Origin of the sequence: Allobosea lathyri (genome assembly GCF_900108245.1) — a bacterium.
Classification (GTDB): domain Bacteria; phylum Pseudomonadota; class Alphaproteobacteria; order Rhizobiales; family Beijerinckiaceae; genus Allobosea; species Allobosea lathyri.
In genome coordinates this window covers 356,824-379,397 of record NZ_FNUY01000002.1, presented here as the reverse complement: position 1 = coordinate 379,397, position 22,574 = coordinate 356,824, and the positions used below count along the sequence as shown (strand labels likewise).

General features: G+C 65.3%; 20 protein-coding genes. 14 read left to right on the top strand and 6 right to left on the bottom strand.

The window, feature by feature from the left end:
* Positions 1-3 precede the first annotated feature (3 nt).
* From metG to C4S73_RS06120, 3 genes are read left to right on the top strand one after another with little or no spacing between them, the layout of a single operon-like run.
* Positions 4-1,563: a methionine--tRNA ligase gene (metG, locus tag C4S73_RS06130; RefSeq protein WP_103871584.1), complete on the top strand. Its 1,560-nt coding sequence runs from the start codon at positions 4-6 to the stop codon at positions 1,561-1,563.
* Complete coding sequence (locus tag C4S73_RS06125) at positions 1,563-2,363, top strand: TatD family hydrolase (RefSeq protein ID WP_103871583.1); 801 nt, start codon at positions 1,563-1,565, stop codon at positions 2,361-2,363. The genes metG and C4S73_RS06125 overlap by 1 nt, the downstream gene beginning before the upstream one ends.
* 12 nt (positions 2,364-2,375) lie before the next feature.
* Positions 2,376-3,179 carry an MBL fold metallo-hydrolase gene (locus C4S73_RS06120; RefSeq protein WP_103871582.1) on the top strand — a complete coding sequence of 268 codons (804 nt, stop codon included), beginning with the start codon at positions 2,376-2,378 and terminating at the stop codon, positions 3,177-3,179.
* A 43-nt stretch (positions 3,180-3,222) separates the two neighbouring features.
* Here the strand turns inward: C4S73_RS06120 and kce are convergent, their stop codons facing one another.
* The 5 genes from kce to C4S73_RS06095 form a co-directional block, all read right to left on the bottom strand.
* Positions 3,223-4,155, bottom strand: coding sequence for a 3,5-dioxohexanoate:acetyl-CoA acetone transferase (kce, locus tag C4S73_RS06115; RefSeq protein WP_103871581.1), 933 nt, complete (start codon positions 4,153-4,155; stop codon positions 3,223-3,225).
* Positions 4,156-4,341: 186 nt separating this feature from the next.
* The gene (locus tag C4S73_RS06110; protein ID WP_103871580.1) at positions 4,342-5,280 is read right to left on the bottom strand and encodes a 3-hydroxyacyl-CoA dehydrogenase; all 939 of its coding nucleotides are present in this window, start codon (positions 5,278-5,280) and stop codon (positions 4,342-4,344) included.
* Positions 5,281-5,449: 169 nt separating this feature from the next.
* The gene (locus C4S73_RS06105) at positions 5,450-7,975 is read right to left on the bottom strand and encodes a branched-chain amino acid ABC transporter ATP-binding protein/permease (RefSeq protein ID WP_103871579.1); all 2,526 of its coding nucleotides are present in this window, start codon (positions 7,973-7,975) and stop codon (positions 5,450-5,452) included.
* A gap of 9 nt (positions 7,976-7,984) precedes the next feature.
* A complete protein-coding gene (locus C4S73_RS06100) occupies positions 7,985-8,860 on the bottom strand; it encodes a branched-chain amino acid ABC transporter permease (protein ID WP_103871578.1) in 876 nt (291 codons plus the stop codon).
* Between the two features lie 151 nt (positions 8,861-9,011).
* On the bottom strand, positions 9,012-10,277 hold the full coding sequence (locus C4S73_RS06095; protein ID WP_103871577.1) for an ABC transporter substrate-binding protein: 1,266 nt from the start codon (positions 10,275-10,277) through the stop codon (positions 9,012-9,014).
* 119 nt (positions 10,278-10,396) lie between these two features.
* Between C4S73_RS06095 and C4S73_RS06090 the strand changes: the two genes are divergently transcribed.
* Complete coding sequence (locus C4S73_RS06090) at positions 10,397-11,170, top strand: GntR family transcriptional regulator (RefSeq protein ID WP_103871576.1); 774 nt, start codon at positions 10,397-10,399, stop codon at positions 11,168-11,170.
* A 21-nt stretch (positions 11,171-11,191) separates the two neighbouring features.
* Entirely contained in the window at positions 11,192-11,968 is a 777-nt protein-coding gene (locus C4S73_RS06085; RefSeq protein WP_103871575.1) for an SDR family oxidoreductase, read from the top strand.
* A gap of 34 nt (positions 11,969-12,002) precedes the next feature.
* Here the strand turns inward: C4S73_RS06085 and C4S73_RS06080 are convergent, their stop codons facing one another.
* Positions 12,003-14,027, bottom strand: coding sequence for a 4Fe-4S binding protein (locus tag C4S73_RS06080; RefSeq protein ID WP_244595459.1), 2,025 nt, complete (start codon positions 14,025-14,027; stop codon positions 12,003-12,005).
* Between C4S73_RS06080 and C4S73_RS06075 the strand changes: the two genes are divergently transcribed.
* The 9 genes from C4S73_RS06075 (at position 13,974) to fdh3B (ending at position 22,519) form a co-directional block, all read left to right on the top strand.
* The gene (locus tag C4S73_RS06075) at positions 13,974-14,894 is read left to right on the top strand and encodes a biotin/lipoate--protein ligase family protein (protein WP_244595458.1); all 921 of its coding nucleotides are present in this window, start codon (positions 13,974-13,976) and stop codon (positions 14,892-14,894) included. The genes C4S73_RS06080 and C4S73_RS06075 overlap by 54 nt on opposite strands.
* Before the next feature lie 2 nt (positions 14,895-14,896).
* Complete coding sequence (locus C4S73_RS06070; protein ID WP_103871573.1) at positions 14,897-15,463, top strand: DUF6505 family protein; 567 nt, start codon at positions 14,897-14,899, stop codon at positions 15,461-15,463.
* A gap of 17 nt (positions 15,464-15,480) precedes the next feature.
* Positions 15,481-16,497 (top strand): DUF6352 family protein, encoded by a 1,017-nt coding sequence (locus C4S73_RS06065; RefSeq protein ID WP_103871856.1) that lies wholly within the window; start codon positions 15,481-15,483, stop codon positions 16,495-16,497.
* Between the two features lie 10 nt (positions 16,498-16,507).
* A complete protein-coding gene (locus tag C4S73_RS06060; RefSeq protein WP_103871572.1) occupies positions 16,508-17,035 on the top strand; it encodes a DUF3305 domain-containing protein in 528 nt (175 codons plus the stop codon).
* Positions 17,032-17,709 carry a DUF3306 domain-containing protein gene (locus C4S73_RS06055; protein ID WP_103871571.1) on the top strand — a complete coding sequence of 226 codons (678 nt, stop codon included), beginning with the start codon at positions 17,032-17,034 and terminating at the stop codon, positions 17,707-17,709. Before C4S73_RS06060 ends, C4S73_RS06055 begins: the two co-directional genes overlap by 4 nt.
* A 134-nt stretch (positions 17,710-17,843) precedes the next feature.
* Positions 17,844-18,653 carry a Cro/CI family transcriptional regulator gene (locus C4S73_RS06050; protein ID WP_103871570.1) on the top strand — a complete coding sequence of 270 codons (810 nt, stop codon included), beginning with the start codon at positions 17,844-17,846 and terminating at the stop codon, positions 18,651-18,653.
* Positions 18,654-18,683: 30 nt separating this feature from the next.
* Positions 18,684-18,941, top strand: a complete 258-nt coding sequence (locus tag C4S73_RS06045; protein ID WP_146071286.1) for a hypothetical protein — start codon at positions 18,684-18,686, stop codon at positions 18,939-18,941.
* A gap of 13 nt (positions 18,942-18,954) precedes the next feature.
* Complete coding sequence (locus tag C4S73_RS06040; protein ID WP_103871568.1) at positions 18,955-21,906, top strand: formate dehydrogenase subunit alpha; 2,952 nt, start codon at positions 18,955-18,957, stop codon at positions 21,904-21,906.
* 16 nt (positions 21,907-21,922) lie between these two features.
* A complete protein-coding gene (gene fdh3B, locus C4S73_RS06035) occupies positions 21,923-22,519 on the top strand; it encodes a formate dehydrogenase FDH3 subunit beta (protein ID WP_103871567.1) in 597 nt (198 codons plus the stop codon).
* The last annotated feature ends 55 nt before the right edge of the window (positions 22,520-22,574 follow it).

The window sequence follows — 22,574 nt, the reverse complement described above, 5'->3', positions numbered from 1 at the left end:
AAGATGGCCACGGCCCCTAAATTCTACCTGACGACCGCGATCCACTACACGAATGGGCCGCCGCATATCGGCCACGCCTATGAGATGGTGGCGTCGGATGCGATCGCGCGCTTCAAGCGCCTCGACGGTTACGACGTTTTCGCGATGACGGGGACCGACGAGCATGGGCAGAAGGTGCAGCGCACCGCCGCCCAGAACGGTCTTGCGCCCAAGGCTTACGTCGATCAGATCGCGGAACGCTTCCAGCAGATGGAAGAGCGGCTGGGCTGCTCCTTCGACCGTTTCATCCGCACCACCGACGCCGACCATGTTCCGTCGACGCAGGAGCTCTGGCGCCGGATGGAGGCCAATGGCGATATCTATCTGGCAAAATATGCCGGCTGGTATTCGGTGCGCGACGAGGCCTTCTATGGCGAGGAGGAAACCACGCTCCTGGCTGACGGTACGCGCCTGGGCGGGCAGGGCACGCCTGTCGAATGGGTCGAGGAAGAGAGCTATTTCTTCCGCCTCAAGGCCTATCAGGACAAGCTGCTGAAGCTCTACGAGGATGTGCCGAACTTCATTTCGCCAGCGACGCGCAAGAACGAGATCGTCTCCTTCGTCAAAGGCGGGCTCGAGGATCTCTCGATCAGCCGCACCACCTTCGACTGGGGACTTCCGGTTCCCGGCGACGAGCGGCATGTGATGTATGTCTGGGTCGATGCGCTGAACAATTACGTCACCGGCTGCGGCTTTCCCGACGAGACTGACCCGCGCTGGCACTACTGGCCGGCCGATGTTCATATCATCGGCAAGGATATCGTGCGCTTCCACACCGTCTATTGGCCGGCCTTCCTGATGTCGGCGGGGCTGCCGCTACCCAAGCGCGTCTTCGGCCATGGCTTTCTGCTCTCCAAGGGCGAGAAGATGTCGAAGTCGCTCGGCAACGTCGTCGATCCCTTCGCGCTCGCCGATGCCTATGGCGTCGACCAGCTGCGCTATTTCTTCCTGCGCGAGGTCTCGTTCGGCCAGGACGGCAATCACAGCCACGAGGCGATCGTCGGACGCATCAATGCCGACCTCGCCAATGACCTCGGCAACCTTGCGCAGCGCTCGCTGTCGATGATCGCCAAAAACTGCGATGGTATGGTTCCCGCCCGTGGAGCGTTGACCGAGGGCGACGAGGCCATGCTGGCGCTGGCGGACGGGGCGCTCGGCAAGGCGCGCGCAGCGATGCAGGATTTCGCACTGCACGTCGTGTTGGCCGATCTGTGGGCCGTTGTGGCCGAGGCGAACCGCTATTTCGCCGCGAACGAACCCTGGCGCCTGACCAAGACCGATCCGGCGCGGCGCGACACCGTGCTCTACGTCACGGCTGAAACCCTGCGCCAGGTCGCGATCCTGGCGTTGCCGGTCATTCCCGACGCGGCAGGAAAGCTGCTCGACCTGCTGGGCGTCGGCCAGGACGCCCGCAACTTCTCCGCGCTGGGCGAGGGCGGCAGGCTCGTGAGCGGTACGGCGCTGCCGGCGCCGAGCGCGATCTTCCCGCGCTTTGTCGAGCCCGAAGACGGGCAGGCGGCCTGATGCTGATCGACACGCACTGCCATCTCGACTTTCCCGATTTCGCGGAGGAGCTGCCGGCCTATGTCGCGCGCGCCGAAGCTGCGGGGGTCGGCCGCATGGTCACGATCTCGACCCGCGTCGCGCGCTTCGCCACCTATGCCGCTCTTGCCGAGCGCTTTGCCTCGGTCTGGTGCAGCGTCGGCACGCATCCCCATGGCGCGCATGAGGAACTGGACGTGACAGTCGAGCAGCTCGTCGCATTGTCGCGGCATCCGCGCTGCGTCGCGATCGGCGAGGCCGGGCTCGACTATCATTACGACAAGAGCCCGCGCGAGGCGCAGGCTCAAGGCCTGCGCACTCACATCGCAGCGGCGCGGATAACGCAGTTGCCGCTCGTCATCCATGCCCGCCAGGCCGATGACGACATGATCGCCATTCTGCGCGAGGAGATGGGGAAAGGTGCCTTTCCCGCCATCCTGCACTGCTTCACGGCAGGCGAGGCGCTCGCCATGGCCGGCGTGGAGATGGGGCTCTACGTGTCCTTTTCGGGAATCCTGACCTTCAAGACCTCGGAAGACCTCCGCCGGATCGCCCGTATGATCCCGCGCGACCGCCTTCTGGTCGAGACAGATGCGCCTTATCTTGCGCCGGTTCCGTTCCGGGGCAAGCGCAACGAACCCTCCTATGTGGTTGAAACGGCGCGTGTTCTCGGCGACACCCTAGGCGTCGGCTTCGACGAGATTTCCCGCCTGACGACAGAGAATGCCCGCCGCTGTTATTGGAAGATGGACCACGCGGCGCCTGTCGCGCGGGTCGCCTGAGATCGCAGCCCCATGACGCTGACGGTGACCATCCTTGGCTGCGGTTCCTCCGGCGGCGTGCCGCGTCCCGGCTCCGGCTGGGGCGCTTGCGACCCTGCCGATCCGAGGAACCGCCGCAGGCGCTGCTCGATCCTCGTCGAACGCTCCAGCGTTGAGGGAACCACGCGTCTCATCGTCGATACATCGCCTGATTTACGTGAGCAGCTGATCGATGCCGAGGTCCCCGCGCTCGACGCGGTCCTGCTCAGCCATGATCACGCCGACCACACCCATGGCATCGACGATCTCCGCGCGCTCGTGCTGCATGCAAAGCGCCGGATTCCGGTCTATGCCGACGCGGTGACCGGCGCATCGATGAAATCGCGTTTCGGCTATCTCTTCGAGACGCCGCCGGGCAGCTACTACCCTCCGATCCTCGATCTGGGCCGGATGGATGCGGGGCGCCCGCTCGTCATCGAGGGCGCCGGCGGCGCGATCGAGGCCGAGCCGTTCAGGCTTGAACATGGCCCGAACTATGATGCGCTCGGCTTTCGCTTCGGCAGACTGGCCTATGCGCCCGATGTCAGCCTGATTCCGCTGGCTGCAATGAGCGCGATGGCTGATCTCGATGTGCTGATCCTCGACTGCCTGCGGGAGACGCCGCATCCCAGCCATTTCCATCTGGCGCAATCGCTCGAGGCGATCGCTGCCCTGAAACCGCGCCGCGCGATCCTGACGAACCTGCATGTCGACCTGGATTTCGCAAGCCTTTCCAGTCGCTTGCCTTCGGGGATTGAAGTCGCGTTCGACGGCATGAGGATCTCGCAGGAAAGCTGATCCTGCGAGATCGTCATGCAAGGGGCGACAAGTGCACGGCCTGCTAGAACGCGACCTTGTCCGCGCCCTTGAGCTCCAGCATTTCGCGGGCATCCTCGGGCGTCGCGACATCCAGCCCGAGCCCTTCGATGATCATTCGCGCGGCCTTGACCTGGTCGGCGTTCGATTTGGCGAACTGGCCCGGCCCGAGCCAGAGCGAATCCTCCAGCCCCACGCGCAGGTTTCCGCCCATCGAGACCGCCATCGCGGCGATGGGCAGCTGATGGCGACCCGCGCCCAGCACCGACCACTGATATTGGTCACCGAAGAGCCGGTCGGCCGTGCGCTTCATGTGAATGACGTCTTCTGGATGGGGGCCGATGCCGCCCAGGATGCCAAACACCGACTGGACGAAGAAGGGGGGCTTGACGAGCCCGCGATCCACGAAATGCGCCAGCGTGTAGAGATGGCCGATGTCGTAGCACTCGATCTCGAAACGCGTGCCGTTCTCGGCGCAGGTCGTCAGGATGTTCTCGATATCCTGGAACGTGTTCTTGAAGATGCGGTCCTTCGAACCCTCGAGATAGGGCCGCTCCCAGTCATGCTTGAAGTCCTTGAAACGCGCGAGCATCGGGTAGAGCCCGAAATTCATCGAGCCCATGTTGAGCGAGGCGACCTCGGGCTTGAAATGCGCGCAAGGGCCCAGACGCTCCTCGATGCCCATCGTCGGCGCGCCGCCCGTGGTGATGTTGATCACGCAGTTCGAGCGCTGCTTGATCACCTTCAGGAAGGGCTCGAAGGCTTCCGGCGACTGGTCGGGCTGGCCGGTCCTGGGGTTGCGGGCATGGACATGCACCAGCGCCGCGCCGGCTTCGGCTGCACCCACGGCCGCGTCGATGATCTCGTCCGCCGTCACCGGCAGATAAGGCGACATCGAGGGCGTGTGGATCGCGCCCGTGACCGCGCAGGTGATGATGACTTTGCGGTTCTTTGCCATGGCGTGGGGTCCTTTGGTTTCGATTGAACGTGGGCTGCGAACCACGGCGTCATTCCGGGGCGCGGCGGAGCCGCGAGCCTGGAACCTAGAAGCGACGCCGTCGATATGTTGGCGTTCTTGGCCTGCCGCTTGCGGTTCTGGGTTCCGGGCTCTTCGCTGCGCGAAGCCCCGGAATGACGGCGTGTTTCATTCGGGCTTCCGAGCTGACGCTTGCTTGTGGGCTTGCAGAGCAGCGAGCCGGGTATCGCGCCAGTCGCTGAGCCGCTTGACCCGCTCGGGCGATTGCACGCCCCGCCATTCGCTCATCACAGTCGCGACAGTCTCTGTCCCGAAGGGATCGCCGCCCGCGCTATCGGCGACCATGCGGGTCAGGGAGGCACCGTAGCGGGCGCAGTAATCGGGAATGCCACCCGGCGCATTGAGTTCGATCGTCTCGAACGGCCCCATGAACGACCAGCGCAGGCCCAGCCCATCGCGGATCGTCTTGTCGACATCCTCGGCACTTGCCACGCCCTCGCCGACAAGGCGGAACGCTTCCGCCAGCAGAACGGCCTGCAGCCGGTTCAGGACGAAGCCGGGCTTCTCCTTGCGCAGGGTGATCGGAACCTGGCCGGCCTGTTCGTAGATCGCCTTGGCGCGCTCCACCACAGCGGGGTCGGTCCACGGGGCAGGCGCCAGTTCGACGATCGGCACGAGATGGGGCGGGTTGACCGGGTGCGCGACGAGGCAGCGCGCCCGTCCCTTCAGGCTCTCGCTGAAGGCCGACGCCATGATGAAGGAGGTCGAAGAGGCAAGGATGGTGGAGGAGGGCGCGATCGAATCCATCTCCGCGAACAGCTGCCGTTTGGCCTCGATGGTTTCCGGCCCGTTTTCCTGAACGAGATCAGCTCCTTCCAGGACATCCGCAAGCCCCGCAGCCACGCGGATGAGGCTGAGCGAACCCTTGGGGTCGGCGACGAGGCCGTGGCCGGCAAGTTCCTCGAGATTTGTGCCGATATGGGCGCGGGCAGCTTCGGCGGCACCCGCTGCGACGTCGTGCAGCGCGACCTCGAAGCCATGGCTGGCGAAGACGGTGGCCCAGGCGCGGCCGATAAGGCCCGAGCCGACGATGGCGATCTTGGTCATGCAGTAAGGTCCTTTGGTGTCCGATCCATCTCTCAGCCCTCATCCTGAGGAGCCGCGCAGCGGCGTCTCGAAGGATGTTTCAGGAGGCTCCGGAGCGATCTGGAGCATCCTTCGAGACGCGCCCGATGGGCGCTCCTCAGGATGAGGGCTGAGGGGAAGAGAAAGCTCGTCACAGCCACAGCACCTGCCGGCGCAATGCCAGATCCTGGCTGAGCGCGCGCGAGGGGCCGGTATGCACGACGGCGCCACGTTCGAGCACGACGGTCCGGTCCGACAGCGCCAGGGCGAGATCGAGATGGTGGTCGACGATCACGATGGCGATCTCCTGCCTGAGCTTGTCGAAAGCCTCGAAAAGCTCCTCGACCACCGCAGGCGCCAGCCCCTCGAAAGGCTCGTCCAGCAGCAGCACGCGGGTATCGCCCGACAGCGCACGCGCCACCGCCACCATCTGCTGTTCGCCGCCCGACAGATAGTCGGCAGGCGAATGCCAGCGCTGCTTGATGCGTGGGAAGAAGGCGAAGATCTTGTCGTCGTCCCAATGCGTGCCGTTGCCGGTGACGCGCTTGAGGCGGCCGAGCTCCATATTGTCCTTGACGCTCATGCCGGCGAAGAGCCCGCGCCCCTGCGGCACATAGGCGATCCCGGCGCGGGCGATCGCAGCGGGGGGTCGTCCGGCAATGTCGCTTCCCGCCAGCGTGATCGTGCCGGTCGCGGGCGGGGCAATGCCGGTGACGGTCTTGAGCAGGGTAGACTTGCCGGCGCCATTGCGACCGAGCAGGGCGACAATCTCGTTCTCATGAACGTCGAAGGAAACCTGCCGCAGGATATGGCTCTTGCCGTAATAGGTATCGACGCCGTCGAGACCCAGCAGCACGGTCTCGTTTGCGGCGCTGGTGCGTGGCTTCTGCGCCAGCGCATGCGCGCCCGAGCCGATATAGACCTCCTGCACGCGCGGAGAGGACCGTGCATCCTCGACCGTGCCGTCGACGAGAACGCTGCCCTCGTTCATCACCGTGACATGGTCGGCGATGGCGAAGACGCGGTCGATATCATGCTCGACCAACAGCACCGGCAGGTCGGTCGAGATCGACTTGATGAGATTGCCGACGCGCTCACGCTCGGCAGCCGCCAGACCCGCCAGCGGCTCATCGAGCAGCAGCACCCGCGGCTTCGTGGCGAGTGCGAGCGACATGTCGAGCAGGCGCTGGCCGCCATAGCTGAGCGAGCCAGCCTCGGCGCCGTCGATTCCGCGCAGACCCATGGTCTCGATCACGATTTTGGTCTGGTCGTTGACCTCGGCAAGCGAGGATGCGGCGCGCCAGGGATTAAAACGCTCGACCGCTCGCGCCTGCACGGCCAGCCTTACGTTCTCCGCAACCGACAGTGTCGGGAACAGGTTGGTGATCTGGAAGGCGCGGCCGATGCCTGCCTGCGTGATCGCTTCGGGTGAAAGGCCGCCGATCTGGCGGTCGCGCAGCCTGACCTCGCCGCGGTCGGGCGCGAACAGGCCGGAGATCAGGTTGAAGGCGGTCGTCTTGCCGGCGCCGTTGGGGCCGATCAGCGCGTGCAGCCGCCGGTCATGCATGGTGATGTCCACGCCTTCGACCGCCTTGATGCCGCCAAAGCTCTTGGCGAGCCCCCTTGCCGATAGGATCGGCCCGTCGACGATATCGGCCGGCTTCATGAAATCGGGCAGCGTGACCGCGCCGGCCTGACGCGCCGACATCGCGGCATCTCCGGCCGACTGCTTGCGGAAGGGCCGTAGCAGCCTTTCCCCGACGCCGACGAGCCCTGTCGGGGAGAAGACGATGAAGGCCACAAAAAGCAGGCCGAACCAGAACAGCCAGTTCGGCGTGATGCTGGAGAGGTAGTCGCGGAAGATCACGAAGAAGAGGGCGCCCAGCGCAGGGCCAAGAAACGAGCGCATGCCGCCGATCACGACCATAGCCAGCAACTCGCCGGAAAAGGCGACGGAGATCGGATCGGCCGAGGTCATGCGGTTGTTGAAGAGCAGGAGCGAGCCGGCAAGTCCGGTCAGCCCCGCCGACATCGTGAACGCCACGAGCTTGTAGCGGTCTGTCGCGTAGCCGAGGAAGCGGGCGCGCTGCTCGTTCTCGCGGATCGCGACCAGTACCGTGCCGACAGGCGAGCGGTGGAAGCGCCAGAGCGCGTAGATGACGACCATGCCGATGGTCGCGACCAGCATGTAGAAGGGCAGCGCCGCCTCGAAATCGATGCCGAGGAACAGTGGCCGCTTGATCCCGCCCAAGCCATCCTCACCGCCGGTCACCGCGGTCCAGCGGAACGCGACCGAATAGGTCATCGCCGCGAGCGCCAGCGTCAGCAGCGAGAAATAGACACCCTTGCGGCGCAGGATCAGCGCCCCGAAGACGAAGGCCAGCAGCGCCACGAAAGCGACCGCGAGCAGGATAGGCAAGGCGAACTGCCCCGGCAGCCAGTTGCGCTGGATCAGCCCGGCCGCATAGGCGGCAAGCCCGAACCAGGCGCCGTGGCCGAAGGAGACCAGCCCCGTCGTTCCCACCAGGATGTTCAGCGCCATGCAGGCGATGGCGAAGACGACGATCTCTGTCGCCGAGGTCGTGCCGAGGCCGATCGCATGCATCAGGAAAGGCAAGGCGATCAGCCCGGCTGCGGCGATCAGGAGTGGCGCATAATCGCGCTGGGAGGAAGTCATCTTAGTTCCTCACTCGAAGCGCTGGATGCGTTCGCCGAACAGGCCGCGTGGCCGGAACAGCAGGACGAGCAGCATCATCAGATAGATCACGGCGGTCGACCATTGCGTCAGACCGAGCCCGATCGTGATGCCCTTGACGAGGCCGACCATAAGGGCAGCCACCACGACGCCCCAGAACGAGCCCAGGCCCCCGATGACGACCACGACGAAAGCGGGCGTGATGATCTCCTGGCCCATGGCCGGATGGATCGAATAGATCGGCGCGAGCAGCACGCCGGCGAGCCCCGCAAGGCCGATGCCGATACCGGCGACGGCGACCATATAGGGCTGCAGCGAGATGCCGAGAGCGCCGACCATGTCGGGGTTCTGGACGCCGGCGCGCACGACCCGGCCAAAGGACGTGCGCTGGAGCAGGAACCAGAGGCCGAGCACGCAGGCCGCCGCGATCAGCAGCAGCATCGCCCGGTAGCGCGAATAGATGAAGTCTCCGATGAAAATCTGGCCGCGCAGTTCCGGGGGGATCGAGAAGGAGAGCGGCGGCGCGCCAAAAATCATGCGCAGGGACTGCTCGGCCACCATGGCGAGGCCGAAGGTCAGCAGCAGCGAAAAAATCGGGTCCGAGCGATAGAAGCGCTGGAACAGGCCGCGTTCGACGACGATGCCGATCAACGCGACCAGCAGCGGGGAGGCGATGATCGCCCCGCCGAAGCCGATATGGGGCGCAAGCACGATCGTGAGATAGGCGCCGATGGCATAGAAGGCGCCATGGGCGAGGTTGACGATGCCGCCGAGCGAGAAGATCAGCGACAGGCCGAGCGCGATCAGGAGGTAATAAACCCCGTCGAGCAGCCCGTTCAGTACCTGCTGGATGAAGAGGGTGAGCAAGGATTGGCCTTTGCTGGGGAATGCGGTGCGCGGGGATGCATCAGCGGCGCGTCATGGTCGGGCTTGACCCGACCATCTCGGAAACCAGAAGCCTCTCGCCATGAGATTCTCGGGTCGACGCTGCGCGCCGCCCGAGAACGACGGAGGAGCCTCAGCTCATCTTGCAGACGGCTTCGTCGCCGACAGTGGCGATGACCTCGAGATCCTCATTGGGGCCGGGTACCGGGGGCGAGGAGGTGAAGAGGTCCCACTGGTTCTTGACCTGCGCCGCCGGCAGGGCGGTGATGGTGTACATCTCGCTCATCAACTGGTGATCGGAGGCGCGGAAATAGCCGGGACGGGTCTTCATCACGTCGAATTTCGCGCCCTTCTCCCAATATTCGAGGATCTTGGCCGTGTCGGCGCTCTTCAACTCGTTCATCGACTGCGCCATGATCTTGACGGCCATATAGTCGCCCCAGGCCTGGTTCTCTGGCGGCTTGCCGTATTTCTTGGTGAAGGCGGCGACGAACTTCTTGGTTTCCGGCGTGTCGATGAGATGGTGCCAGACGCAGGGCCAGACGCCGCCGAAATTATCCTTGCCCGCCGCCCAGGCCAGCGCCGTATCGAAGCCGAATCCGGCGACCGGGAAGGTCAGGCCGAACTCCGAATACTGTTTCAGGAAATTGGTGATCTGGTTGCCGGCGAGGTTCGAGATCACGAGATCGGGTTTGGCCGCGCGGATTTCGAGCAGCAGGGCCGAGAAGTCCGTCGCGTCGGTCGGCACCAGCTTGTCGGCGGCGAACTGGCCGCCATTGGCTTCCATGAAGCGCTTGGCGACCTTCAAGAGGTCATGGCCGAAGGCGTAGTCGGCGGTGAGCGAGAACCACTTCTTGCCCTTCACCAGCCCCTGCGCCATCAGCGAGCGCCCACAGCTTTTCACATACATCGAGTTCTGGTGCTCGACATGGAACATGTAGCGGTTGCAGCTTTCGCCGCGCAGCGCGTCCGAATTGCCGCCGGTGTTGACGAAGAGCGTCTTGTTGCGCGCGGCGACCTGCGAGATCGTCAGGCAGGAGGCCGACGAGATCTCGCCGAGAATACAGGCGACCTTGTCACGCTCGATCATGCGCTCGGCCTTGGTCGAGGCGGTCTGCGGATTGACCGAATCCTCCTTCAGCACCTCGAGCTTGCGGCCCATCACGCCGCCGGATGCATTGATCTCCTCCGTGGCAAGGTCGACCGCCATCACGCCATATTCGCCGAGCGGCCCGAGGAAGCCGGTGCGCGGTGTTAGATGCCCGTAGCGGATGGCGTCGGGTGTTTGCGCCAGGATCAGCGAGGGGCTGGCGATGAGGCCAGTCGCCACACCGGCACCGAGGCCGGCGATCGCCTGACGGCGCGACACACGAAATTTCGACTGCTGATGATCCGTCATACGCGTTCCTCCCAGAACCGTTCCGCGCTGTGCGCGGGTTGATGTGACCCGTGATTTTCTTGGCTTGCGGTCTTTGGAGCCGCTTGTCGTGATCTGTGATCACAGTTAGGTTGGCAGACATGATAGCCCCTGTCCAGCCCCCACCCGACCGTGTCTCGCCCCCGCCCGAAGATGCGCAAGACGGCGTATCGGCGGCGCGCGATCCGTGGGTTCTGGAGGAGGTCGGCGCGCTCACTCGCGAGACGCTGGGCGAACGCGTCACCGCGGAACTGCGCGCGCTCCTGGTCGCAGGCCGTCTTGCACCGGGTGAAAAGCTCTCATTGCGACGCGTTGCCGAGGCGCTGGGTGTCTCGATGATGCCGGTGCGCGAGGCGGTGAGCCGTCTGGCGGCCGACCGGGCGCTCGAAGTGCTGCCCGGCCGGGCCGTGCGCGTGCCAATGCTGACACTCGGCCAGTTCCGCGAATTGACGCGCCTGAGGCTGGTCGTCGAGGGGTTTGCGGCGGAGGAGGCGGCGCGTCATGCGACGCCTGAGCAGATCGCGCAGGTCGCTGCGCATGAAGCGGCCTTCCGGCGAGCCGCCACTGCCGACCCGCCTGACGCTGCCGGCGCAGTCGCAGCCAATCGCGACCTGCATTTCGCGCTCTATGAGGCGGCGGGCATGCCGAGCCTGATCGAGATGATCGAACGGCTCTGGCTCAAGGCTGGCCCCATCCTGAACATCGACATGCGCGGCGAGCCGCGGCGGCTGAAAGGCGGCAGCGCCATGCAGGCGCATGCGGCCCTGCTCGATGCGCTGCGCCGGCGTGATTCGGCCGCTGCCCGTGCCGCGCTCGAAGCCGATATCGCGGCAGCTGCGGCTCATATCGAAAGTGTCGGCCGCCTGGCGAGCTGACGTCAATCAAGGGAGAAAACGATGGATTTGCAGATCGAAGGCTTGCGCGTTCTCATCACCGCCGGAGCCAACGGTATCGGCCGCGCGACGGCGCGGGCCTTCGCCGCCGAAGGCGCAAAGGTGCATATCTGCGACGTCGATCGGGAGGCAATGGGGGCGATGGCCAGCAGCGACCCGGCGATCACGCAGTCCGTCTGCGACGTGTCTGACCGTGGCGCCGTAGCGAGACTGTTCGAAGAGACCTTGACGACGCTTGGCGGTCTCGATTGCCTCGTCAACAATGCCGGCATCGCCGGACCGACCGGGCGCGTGGACGAGATCGATCCTGCCGATTGGGACAGCTGTCTCGCCATCGACCTCACCGGCCAGTTCAATTGCACGCGGCTTGCGGTCCAGCACCTCAAGCAATCCGCCAATGCCAGCATCGTCAACCTGTCGAGCCAGGCCGGCAAGCACGGCTTTCCGCTGCGTTCGCCCTATGGCGCCGCGAAATGGGGCGTGATCGGCTTCACCAAGGCGCTTTCGGCTGAGCTCGGCGAATTCGGCATCAGGGCCAACGCGATCTGCCCCGGTCTCGTCGAAGGGCCGCGCATCCAGAGCGTGATCGCCAACAAGGCGCGCAGCTTCAACATCTCGCATGAGGAGATGACCCAGCGCCTGTTCGCCGGCGTCTCGATCAAGGAATTCGTCGACCCCAACGACATCGCCAAGCAGATCGTCTTCCTGGCCTCGCCCTTCGCCAAAACGATCTCAGGCCAGGAAGTCTCGGTCTGCGGGGACACGCGCATGCTCAGCTGATCGGCTGCCCGGCTGATCCGAAGGAGGCTGGGCCTCAGCTCAGCCTGTCCTTTGCCGCCTTGGCCTCTCGCAGATAGTCGTCGGTCGTCCGTACGGCCGGGCGGCCAGGTGCGCCATAGGGGTCGAAGCTCTCGTTGACGACGCGCTCGACCCGGCAATCCTCGCACATGAACAGCGCGGCGCGACGGGCCTCGTTTGCGCCTGAGAACATCCAGTGCCCTTCAAGTTTCGCCGCGATCCGCTCGATGGTGGAACGCGTGCCGAACGGCTTGGCGCAACTGGTGCAATGGAAAGGCTCTTCTTCCTTCAGGACGCGCTTGGGTTCGCTCCAGGCGATGAAGTCGATCTGCGGCACCAGCGAGATCGCATCTTCCGGGCAGGTCTGTTCGCACAGGCCGCATTGCACGCACAGGCTCTCGCTGAAGGACAGGGCAGGCTTGTCGGGATTGTCGGCAAGCGCGCTGGTCGGGCAGGCGGATACGCAGGCGAGGCACAGCGTACAGGCGTCCCTGTCGAGCTGAATCTTGCCGAAAGGGGCGCCCTTGGCGAGCGGGACGACGTCGACAGGCGCCGGCGCCACGCGATGCAATTCGCCAAAAGCGATCTCCAGCAGACCGCGCTTGCCGCCCATGGGCAGGAAGTTGGCAGGGGTGGGAGCTGGCTTCGTCGCGAAGGGCAGCGCGAGATCGGCAGCGAGGCGATCGGGATCATCGGTCTCGACGAGGCGCAGGATGTCGCGGCCATAGCCGAGGGCATCGGCGACGGTGCCTGCCATGGCGAGCGTGGCGTGAAGCCCCATCAGGTCGTGCCTGGGCTTGGCGCGGCCGAGGATGACCACGCCCGCCGCCCCATAGGCCAGCGCGCTCGCCAGCATCTCAGGCCCGATCTGCGTGATCTCGTTAACCGCGAGCGGCAGCACATGAGCCGGCAACCCATCCCCAAAACGGGCCAGCGCATCGATCAACGGGGCGCCATGGTCGCCGTCATGGAGCAGCACCACAGGAGTTGCGCCGCCACCCGCGCGATAGGTCGTGAGCAGGCTCCGGAGACGGCGGATCAAGGCATCGGCGGGCGGCAGGGCATAGGCTGCGGCCCCCGTCGGGCAGACGGCCGCACATTGCCCGCAGCCGGCGCAGACGGCCGGATCGATCGACACGACATCGCCGGAGGGCGAGATCGCCCCTGTAGGGCACAGATCGAGGCAGCGCGTGCAGCCGGTGATCTTGGAGCGGGAGTGGGCGCAGAGATCCTCGCGGAACTGGATAAAACGCGGCTTGTCGAAGGTGCCGACGAGTCCGCGTGCCTCGCCGATCAACCGCTCGATGCCCGTCAGGTCTCGCGGATCGACGCGCAGATATCCCGGCCGAAGCTCCGGGGTCGGGAAGAGCGATGCGCCACCCGACAGGTCGATCAGAATATCGCAGGAGGAGGACGCGCCGTTGCGCGGCGCCTGCCAGAGATAGGCCCGCCGCGAGGAAGGCGAGGGCAGGGCGTAATCGTCGACGGCGAGGTCGAAGGTACCGAGATGCCCCTTTGCAGAGGTGATGCTGCCCTTGACCACGGGAAAATCGGTCGTCGCGGCCGGAGTGACCTCGCCGGGGCGCGTCAGCAGGACGGTGACGTCGAGCGTGTCGGCCAGCCGGCGCGCAACGGTGATCGCGGTCTCGTCGCGGCCATAGATCAGCGCAACGCCCTTCGATTCGAGCGTCACGGCCTGAACGGGCGGCATCTCCTCGGCGGCAGCGGCGATCAGCGCGGCGGTCTTCGGACCTGCCGCTTTCGCATTCTTCGACCAGCCCGCCTGCTCGCGGATATTGGCGAAGGTCAGCCGGCCGCCAAAGCCGATATCGCCGGCGACCTCCTCGAACAGGGGTGCTTCCTGGGTACAGGCGACCGTCACCTCGCTGTCCTGCGCCAGGACGGTCTTGAAGAAGTCCAGTTCCTTGCGGCAGAGCTGATGGGCGGTCCGCACCTTAGTCCGGCAGGCTTTCGCCACCGTTTCCCCATGCAGGGGCATGGTTTCCTCGCAGGAACAGAGGAAGGTGGTGCCAGCTGCCATGCTGCTCTCCAGTCGGCGGCACTTTCCACCGCCCATTCCCGTCATATATTGGAAGTGGTCGAAAGAAAAATCATGCGACCCTCGGCCGCGTGCTGGCGGCTAGCTCCGGATACTCCAATGCCGCTGATTGCCTCGGACACGCATGCAACGCTTTCCCTTCCACCCGGGTTCTCGGTCGTGGCGCTCCGCGAATCCGGCGATGCCTTCGCCCATGCCTGCGGTAAAGCCGCGGAGGAGGGGGCGGGGACGCTCGTCTGGGTGCGGCGCTTCGATGTCGCGGAGTTCGCCGTCGTGCTGGAGCCACTGGAGCCGCTCGCCCAGGCGCGAAAAGCTCTGTTCATGGCCATGAACGCCGTCGGCGATGCAATCTCGGCCCATTGCCCGCCCGAGCGGGATGTAACGTTCGACTGGCCGGATTGCATCCGTTTCGATGGCGGGCTCGTCGGCGGCGCGCGCATCGGCTGGCCGGAGGGCTGCGCCGAGGATGCGGTGCCGGATTGGCTCGTCGTCGGCGCGATCATCCGCGTGACCTTCGCCGGCCTCGTCGAGCCCGGCCAGGCACCCAAAGCGGCAGCGCTCGACGATGAAGGCTTCGACGGGCTCGGGCCGGCCACGCTGGTGGAGAGTTTCGCCCGCTTCTTTCTGCGCCAGGTCGACATCTGGCAAAACAACGGTTTTGAGCCGATTGCCTCCGATTATCTCGCCCGCCTTGCCAAGGAACGCCCCGGCGACGATCGCGAACTGGATGGCGACGGCGATCTCCTGACGCGCTCGATCGTGACCAGTGCCGTCAGACGCAGCAGTTTTCGCTCGGGGCTCGAGGCCGCCGCCTGGTATGATCGCGATACGGGAGCGCCAAAACTGTGAAGATGCTCCGCACCATCAGGCTCGACCCGTCCGATCGTTTCGTGTTCGCGCATGCTGCGGAACCGGGCGAGTGGGCCGTGGCGGGCTCGTTCCTCTTCTGGGGGCGTGATCCTGCCGGCTTCGATGGCAAGCAGCGCACTGCGTTCCGCGCCGGATTCGTCGGTGTCGACAGTCTGGGCTTTTCGACCCTGAGCGTGGTCCAGCCGATTCGGCCAGATGAACGCGAGGCAGCGGTCGGGGCGCTGGCGCGGCATCTCTGCGATGAACTCGGCGCGCCGGACATGGCAGCAGCCCGCATGGCAGCCGAGGAGGAAATCGCCTTCTCGGTTTCGCTGGCCGATCACGACGAGGGCACGCTGGTCGCGATGCATCGCTTCGTCGAGAATGGCGAAATCCGCGAGCAGTTCCGCACGCTCAAGCCGCGGGAGCTTGCGCCGGGCGCTGATAGCCTGCATGCGCAGATCCGGGCCTTCTCCTTCCATGAGGTGATCGAGGATCACGAAGTGATCGAGGATGGCGAAGTGGCGGAGCAGGTCGATCTTATCGGCATGATGGAGACCCGCAGGTGAACCACGCGACCCGCACCATCAAGGAATTCTGGGTCTCGTCGGGCCATCATATGACCCAGCCGACCAAAGGCGGCGGCCTCGCCGTCACCGACGAGATGATCCTCGCCTATCTCGCGCGTCCGGAGCTGGTACCGCCCGAGGATGCCTGTGCCGCCGAGCGCGCCCTGCACGCCATGCTCATGACAGCCCCGGCGCGGCCGGTGCCACAGGCGATGATCGCGGCGATTGAAGACGAGGACGCGCGCGAGAACTGGGCGTTCATGATCGGTTTCCGCGATCGGCTGCTTGCCTGTCCCAGCATCGAAGCGGCCTATCTCGACATGATACGACAGGGCGCGGCGGGCATTCCGCCGCTGTTCCTCAACCAACTCGTGCATCTCATCCTGCGCAATGCGCTCGATGGTTGCGATGATCCTTATGTTCTTCGTGCGGCTGAATTGTTCTTCCGCCCGCAAAAGGCATCCTTCAGGGACGGCACGCTGCTGCTCGCCGATGCGGAATTGATCGAGGGGTTTGAGGCGGAGCGCAGTTCGCTGATGCATACGGCGCCGCTGGCCGCGATGCTCGGCGGCGATGCCATGGCCGAACTGGAGGTGATGAGCGAGCCGAACGCGGCAACCTATTGGTCCTGCTCGGATGCGTTCTCGATGGCGTTGAATGTCGGCGGCGATCCCAGAGCGCGCGAGGCGCTCTGCCGCGTCGTCGAGATCTGGATCGGCCACATGCTTGGCATCACGGTGACCGTGACACCAGAGGCGCGCATCGAGGATGCGGATTGGCGCTGGTTCGTCGGGCTCGACGCGCAGGCGACCGCGATCGGCAACGCATTCTGGAAAGGCGAGGCGGTCGAGCCTTCCGTCGCGGCGCGCATCTGCGGGCTGTTCCGGCTCGACTTTGCCGATCCGCGCAATGTCTCCCCTAAAATTGCCGGCAAGCCGGTCTATCTCATCATGGCGTTCAGTGAGGACATGACGCTGCGCCTCAAGCCGCAGAACCTCATCGTCGGCCTGCCGCTGGCCGGCGCACAAGCGTGAGGAGGATGCCATGCCAGTCCGCTACATGACGGTCGGTATCGTCGCGGTGAAGCGCAAGCTCAGCAATCCGTGGATCGATTTCGAATGGTTTCCCGAGGCTGTCCTGCCGGGCCTGCCGGAGGTCGCGCCGCAGACGCTGATCGGGCAGGAGGGAACGTCTGAACGCTGGTATCTCGGCCCGGCCGAGTTGACCCTTCATTCCGGAGAAACCTCCCATTACCGCGACAATCTCGTATCGGGCCGCCCCGCCGTCTGGGTCGCCTTGCGCGAGGACGGCGAGGGTCTCTGGCGCGTCGCCGGAGCGACCATCGACCCCTATGAGGGCGAGGCCTTCGTCGATGTCGTGACCGACAGGGTCGAAGCCCTGCCGATGCCGCACGAGATCGCGGTCGAGCTTCAGGCCTTCTTCGATGCGCATCATGTCGAGCAGACCTTCTTCAAGCGCAAGCGCGATCGGAAGGACGACAACGCTGTCGAGCCGGTCGGGCTCGGTCACCCCGCCAATCTGCGTCGTCCGCCGGGCGGGGGGCAGTCATGAGCGCCGACGAGGGCGGGGAGGGCTTCCTTGCACGCTGGTCGCGGCGCAAGCGGGACCCGGAGAAGGCTGCCGCGCCCGTGGCGGCCCCGGTCGCCGAACCGGCTCTGCCGGAGGGCCGCACACTTGAGGACCTCATCGCCGAACTGCCGCGCCTCGAAGATCTCGTGCCCGGCCAGAGCCTCCAGGCCTTCATGCAGTCATGGGTTCCAACCGATATCCGCACGGCCGCCTTACGGCGCATGTGGCTGCTCGACCCTGCGATCCGCGACTACGTCAATCCGGCTCTCGACTATGCCTATGACTACAACATCCCCGGAGGCGCTCCGGGTTACGGGCCGATGGAGACATCCGCGGAGATGGTCCGCGAAGTGACGGACATGTTCGAGCGCGTGGTTGCAGGGGAGCGCGGCGAACCAATCAAACCCATAGCCCAACCCAATATGGCTCAGGCTGAAGAGGGCGAGGCCGCAACCGAAGCAGCGGTGGCTTCTGCCGACCTGCCGCTAGCAAAACTGCCGGAAAACGAGCCCTTACCGCTGGCGGATCGAATCGGAGAAGGCGGGCAGGGGAAAAAAATGGACGCTTCCGAGCATTCCGAGCCCCCGAGCCCGCGCGCGACACGGAGCGAAATGGCGCCCAATCCGCGCCGGCATGGCGGCGCCCTGCCGGGCTGACTGCGGCTATTGGCCAACTTGCCCCCTGCGCTCATAGCTTGTAGCTATTCTAAACCGAATAAGCCTCGGCTTTGAATCGGACGTGTCCTCACAGATGCACCGAACCTGACCGAGGCACAAAAACGGGCGAGAGGATGCGCGAGCAGGGCCTGGAAGTGGCGATCAATGCCGTCGGCGGGGTAGGTGCTCTCGCCCGCGCGCTCGGCATTTCGCAGCCTTCGGTCTCGAACTGGCAGCGCATCCCGCCCGAGCGCGTCATAGCGGTCGAGCAGATCACGGGCGTCGGCCGGCATCTGTTGCGCCCTGACCTCTACCCCCAGACCCATGCAAGCATCGATTCGGCGCCGCAAGCCGGCAATGGCGCGACCGCAATCGACGAAATGGACCGTCACCGGGCGGCGGAATACGGGCTGCTCGCCCGCCTGCTGTTCAGGGCTCCCACGGATGCGGTGTTGCAGCAGGTGGCGGCCCTGAAGGGCGATGCCTCGCCGCTCGGCATGGCGCATCTGAAGCTCGCACAGGCGGCATCCGAGACCGATCTCGGGACGGCCAATCGCGAGTTCTTCGATCTCTTCATCGGGATCGGGCGCGGCGAGCTCCTGCCCTATGCATCCTATTACCTGACGGGCTTCCTGCATGAGCGGCCGCTTGCCGAGGTGCGCCAGTCTTTCGTCGAGCTCGGCGTCGTCCGCGAGAACGGCTCCTGCGAGCCGGAAGATCATATCGCGCTGCTGTTCGATGTGATGGCCAATCTGGCAAGGGGCGAAGTCGGCGACGGCTATGCGACGGAGAAGGCCTTTTTCGAGGCACATCTGAAGCCTTGGGCCGCGCGTTTTTTCGCTGATCTGGAAACGATTCAGGGCCGCCCCCTTTACAGCGCCGTCGGCGCGTTGGGCCGGCTGTTCATGGAAATCGAGAGCGAGGCTTTCTCCTTCGACGCCTAGGCGCCGGAGCAGATGATGGAGGACGGACCGATGTCGAACGAGACAGGGACGGATAAGGGGCAGGAGGTCGGCGGGCAGGGGACCACGGCCTTGCGCCGCGATGTCCTGAAGGCGATGACCGGCGCCACCGCGGTGGCGGCTGCCGCGCTCGTTGGTGCCGCGCCCGAGGCCGAGGCCCAGCAGCCAGGCAAATCGTCGGTTCGCGAGACCAAGGCGGAGCGCACCAAGGCGCGCTATCAGCCCGACGCGCCCGACGTGCAGGCCTTTTATCGCACCAACCGTTACTGAGGGGACTTAAGCCATGCTGATCAAGCGCAGGTCCCAGGATGCGACCCGCAGCCGCCTGGCGGGTCTTGCCGGCGGTTTGACCTCGGGCGTGATGGACCGACGCACCTTTCTCGCCCGTTCCGGTCTCGGCGTTGCCGGCGCGGCGGCTGTCGGCGCGTTGAGCCTGGGCGCCGTGCGGCGCGCGGAAGCGATCTCGCCGCCGGAGCCCGGCGTCGCGATCACGATCAGGAAGAACATCTGCACCCACTGCTCGGTCGGCTGCACGGTACGCGCCGAGGTGCAGAACGGCGTCTGGACCGGCCAGGAACCGGCCTGGGAAAGCCCGATCAATCGCGGCACGCATTGCGCCAAGGGCGCGTCGGTGCGCGAGATCGTCCATGGCGAGCGCCGGGTGAAATACCCGATGAAGCTTGTCGGCGGCCAGTGGCAGCGCATCTCCTGGGACCAGGCCTTCAACGAGATCGGCGACAAGATGCTCGACATCCGGGCGAAGTCCGGTGCCGATTCCGTCTACATTCTCGGCTCGGCGAAGTTCACCAACGAAGCCTCCTACCTGCTGCGCAAGTTCGCGGCGTTCTGGGGCACCAACAACGTCGACCATCAGGCCCGCATCTGCCATTCGACCACGGTCGCGGGTGTCGCAAACACCTGGGGCTATGGCGCCCAGACCAACTCCTACAACGACATCCGCAACGCCAAGACCATGATCATCATGGGCGGCAATCCGGCCGAGGCGCATCCGGTCTCGCTGCAGCACGTGCTCTCCGGCAAGGAGATCAACCGCGCCAACATGATCGTCATCGATCCGCGGATGACGCGCACCGCCGCCCACGCCACGGAGTATGTCCGCATCCGCTCGGGCACCGACATCCCGGTGATCTGGGGCCTGATGTGGCACATCATCAAGAATGGCTGGGAGGACAAGGATTTCCTGGCCAAGCGTGTCTACGGCATGTCCGAGGCGCTGAAAGAGGTCGAGAAATGGGATCCCAAGACCGTCGAGGATGTCACCGGGGTTCCCGGCGCGCAGCTTGAGCGCGTCGCGAAGATGTTCGCGACCGAAAAGCCGTCGACCCTGATCTGGTGCATGGGCGCGACGCAGCACAGCGTGGGCACCGCCAATGTGCGGGCGTATTGCACGCTGCTTCTGCTCACCGGCAATGTCGGTAAGGAGGGCACCGGCGCCAACATCTTCCGCGGCCACACCAATGTGCAGGGCGCGACCGATCTGGGCCTCGATGTCAGCAATCTGCCGCTCTATTACGGCCTGGTCGAGGGCGCCTGGCGGCATTGGGCCCGCGTCTGGGACGTGCCTTACGACTATTTCGTCTCGCGCTTCGACGATGTGCCCGCCAAGGCAGGCCGTGCCGCGCGAACCGCCAAGCAGAACATGGAGGTCTCCGGAATTCCCTCCACGCGCTGGTTCGACGCGACACTGCTCCCGACGGATCAGGTCGACCAGAAGGACAACATCAAGGCGATGTTCGTCATGGGCCATGGCGGCAACACGATTCCCCGTGTGCCCGGCGCGGTGGAAGGCCTCGGCAAGCTGGAGATGCTGGTCATCATCGACCCGCATCCGACGAATTTCGTCTCGCTCCACAACCGGCGCGACGGCACCTATGTCCTGCCGGCCTGCACGAGCTTCGAATGCGACGGCACACGCACGGCGTCGAACCGCTCACTGCAATGGGGCGAGAAGATCGTCGAGCCGATATTCGAATCCGCCAACGACTACTGGATCATCTACAAATTTGCCCAGAAGCTCGGCTTCGCCACCGAGATGTTCAAGAACATCAAGCTGGTCAAAGGCAAGTTCGGTGACGAGCCGGAGGCCGAATCCCTGCTGCGCGAGATCAATCGCGGCGGCTGGTCCACCGGTTACACCGGGCAGTCGCCCGAGCGTCTCAAGGCCCATATGGCCAACCAGGGCAAGTTCGACATCGTCTCGCTGCGCGCCCCCAAGGACGCCGCCGACGTAGGCGGCGACTATTACGGCCTGCCCTGGCCGTGCTGGGGGAAGCCCGAGGTGCGCCATCCCGGCACCCACATCCTCTACAACACCAATCTGCGCATCATGGATGGTGGCGGCGCCTTCCGTCCGCGTTTCGGCCTGGAGCGCAATGGCGAGACGTTGCTCGCGCAGAACTCCTGGAACCTCGATTCGCCGATCCAGGACGGTTATCCGGAATTCACCTATGCGGTCTTCCAGCGCCTGGGCTGGGATGCCGATCTGACGCCCGAAGAAAGGGCAACGATCGAACAGATCGGCGGCGGCAATCCCGGCACCGTCAGCTGGTCGACCGACCTCTCGGGCGGCATCCAGCGCGTCTGCCTCGAGAAAAACGTCTGCCCCTTCGGCAACGGCAAGGCCCGCGCCATCGCCTGGAACCTGCCGGATCCGGTGCCGGTGCATCGCGAACCGATCTACACGCCGCGCCCCGATCTCGTCGCGAAATATCCGACGCGGGCCGACGAGCGGACGCTGCGCATGCCCAATCTCGGCGCAACCTACCAGAACGGCGCGGTCGCCAGCGGTATCGCCAAGAGCTTCCCGATCATCCTGACCTCCGGACGCCTCGTCGAGTTCGAGGGAGGTGGCGAGGAAACGCGCTCCAACAAATGGCTCGCCGAACTTCAGCAGGACATGTTCGTGGAGATCAATCCGCGCGATGCCGGCCAGCGGGGCATCGTCGATGGCCAATGGGTCTGGGTCGCGGGGCCCGAGGGCGCCCGCGCCCGGGTGAAGGCGCTGGTGACCGAGCGGGTCGGCCCAGGCGTCGCCTGGATGCCGTTCCATTTCGGCGGCTGGTACCAGGGTGTCGACCAGCGCGGCAATTACCCGCCAGGCGCCTCGCCGATCGTGCTGGGCGAAAGCGTCAACACCATCACGACCTACGGCTATGACCCCGTGACGGGCATGCATGAAGGCAAGGCGACGCTCTGCCAGATCCAGGCAGCGTGAGGGGAGGACCGAGATCATGGCCCGTATGAAATTCCTCTGCGACGCTGACCGCTGCATCGAATGCAACGCCTGCGTCACCGCCTGCAAGAACGAGCATGATGTCCCCTGGGGCATCAATCGTCGCCGCGTCGTCACGATCAATGACGGCAAACCCGGCGAGCGTTCGGTCTCGATGGCCTGCATGCACTGCACCGACGCGCCCTGCGCGGCGGTCTGCCCGGTCAGCTGCTTCTACACCACCGATGACGCCGTCGTGCTGCATTCCAAGGAGCTGTGCATCGGCTGCGGCTACTGCTTCTACGCCTGCCCCTTCGGCGCGCCGCAATATCCGCGCGTCGGCAATTTCGGCACGCGCGGCAAGATGGACAAATGCACCTACTGCTCCGGCGGGCCGCTGGCCGACAATTCGGTCGAGGAATACGCCGCCTACGGCGCCAATCGCCTCGCCCAGGGCAAGCTGCCGCTCTGCGCCGAGATGTGCTCGACCAAGGCGCTGCTCGCGGGCGACAGCGCCATGATCGCGACCATCTACAAGGAGCGCGTGCTGAAGCGCGGCTATGGCTCCGGAGCCTGGGGCTGGCAGACGGCCTACAAGGAAACCGTCGCGGTTTGATCTGTTTCGGTGGCAGGGTACCCCGCCACCGCATCGCAAAAGGGCTCCCGCAGCA

Coding starts and splice junctions, on each gene's coding strand:
- metG (WP_103871584.1), top strand. CDS start 4: ATGGCCACGGCCCCTAAATTCTACCTGACGACCGCGATCCACTACACG.
- C4S73_RS06125 (WP_103871583.1), top strand. CDS start 1,563: ATGCTGATCGACACGCACTGCCATCTCGACTTTCCCGATTTCGCGGAG.
- C4S73_RS06120 (WP_103871582.1), top strand. CDS start 2,376: ATGACGCTGACGGTGACCATCCTTGGCTGCGGTTCCTCCGGCGGCGTG.
- kce (WP_103871581.1), bottom strand. CDS start 4,155: ATGGCAAAGAACCGCAAAGTCATCATCACCTGCGCGGTCACGGGCGCG.
- C4S73_RS06110 (WP_103871580.1), bottom strand. CDS start 5,280: ATGACCAAGATCGCCATCGTCGGCTCGGGCCTTATCGGCCGCGCCTGG.
- C4S73_RS06105 (WP_103871579.1), bottom strand. CDS start 7,975: ATGACTTCCTCCCAGCGCGATTATGCGCCACTCCTGATCGCCGCAGCC.
- C4S73_RS06095 (WP_103871577.1), bottom strand. CDS start 10,277: ATGACGGATCATCAGCAGTCGAAATTTCGTGTGTCGCGCCGTCAGGCG.
- C4S73_RS06090 (WP_103871576.1), top strand. CDS start 10,397: ATGATAGCCCCTGTCCAGCCCCCACCCGACCGTGTCTCGCCCCCGCCC.
- C4S73_RS06085 (WP_103871575.1), top strand. CDS start 11,192: ATGGATTTGCAGATCGAAGGCTTGCGCGTTCTCATCACCGCCGGAGCC.
- C4S73_RS06075 (WP_244595458.1), top strand. CDS start 13,974: ATGCAGGGGCATGGTTTCCTCGCAGGAACAGAGGAAGGTGGTGCCAGC.
- C4S73_RS06080 (WP_244595459.1), bottom strand. CDS start 14,027: ATGGCAGCTGGCACCACCTTCCTCTGTTCCTGCGAGGAAACCATGCCC.
- C4S73_RS06070 (WP_103871573.1), top strand. CDS start 14,897: ATGCTCCGCACCATCAGGCTCGACCCGTCCGATCGTTTCGTGTTCGCG.
- C4S73_RS06060 (WP_103871572.1), top strand. CDS start 16,508: ATGCCAGTCCGCTACATGACGGTCGGTATCGTCGCGGTGAAGCGCAAG.
- C4S73_RS06055 (WP_103871571.1), top strand. CDS start 17,032: ATGAGCGCCGACGAGGGCGGGGAGGGCTTCCTTGCACGCTGGTCGCGG.
- C4S73_RS06050 (WP_103871570.1), top strand. CDS start 17,844: ATGCGCGAGCAGGGCCTGGAAGTGGCGATCAATGCCGTCGGCGGGGTA.
- C4S73_RS06045 (WP_146071286.1), top strand. CDS start 18,684: ATGTCGAACGAGACAGGGACGGATAAGGGGCAGGAGGTCGGCGGGCAG.
- C4S73_RS06040 (WP_103871568.1), top strand. CDS start 18,955: ATGCTGATCAAGCGCAGGTCCCAGGATGCGACCCGCAGCCGCCTGGCG.
- fdh3B (WP_103871567.1), top strand. CDS start 21,923: ATGGCCCGTATGAAATTCCTCTGCGACGCTGACCGCTGCATCGAATGC.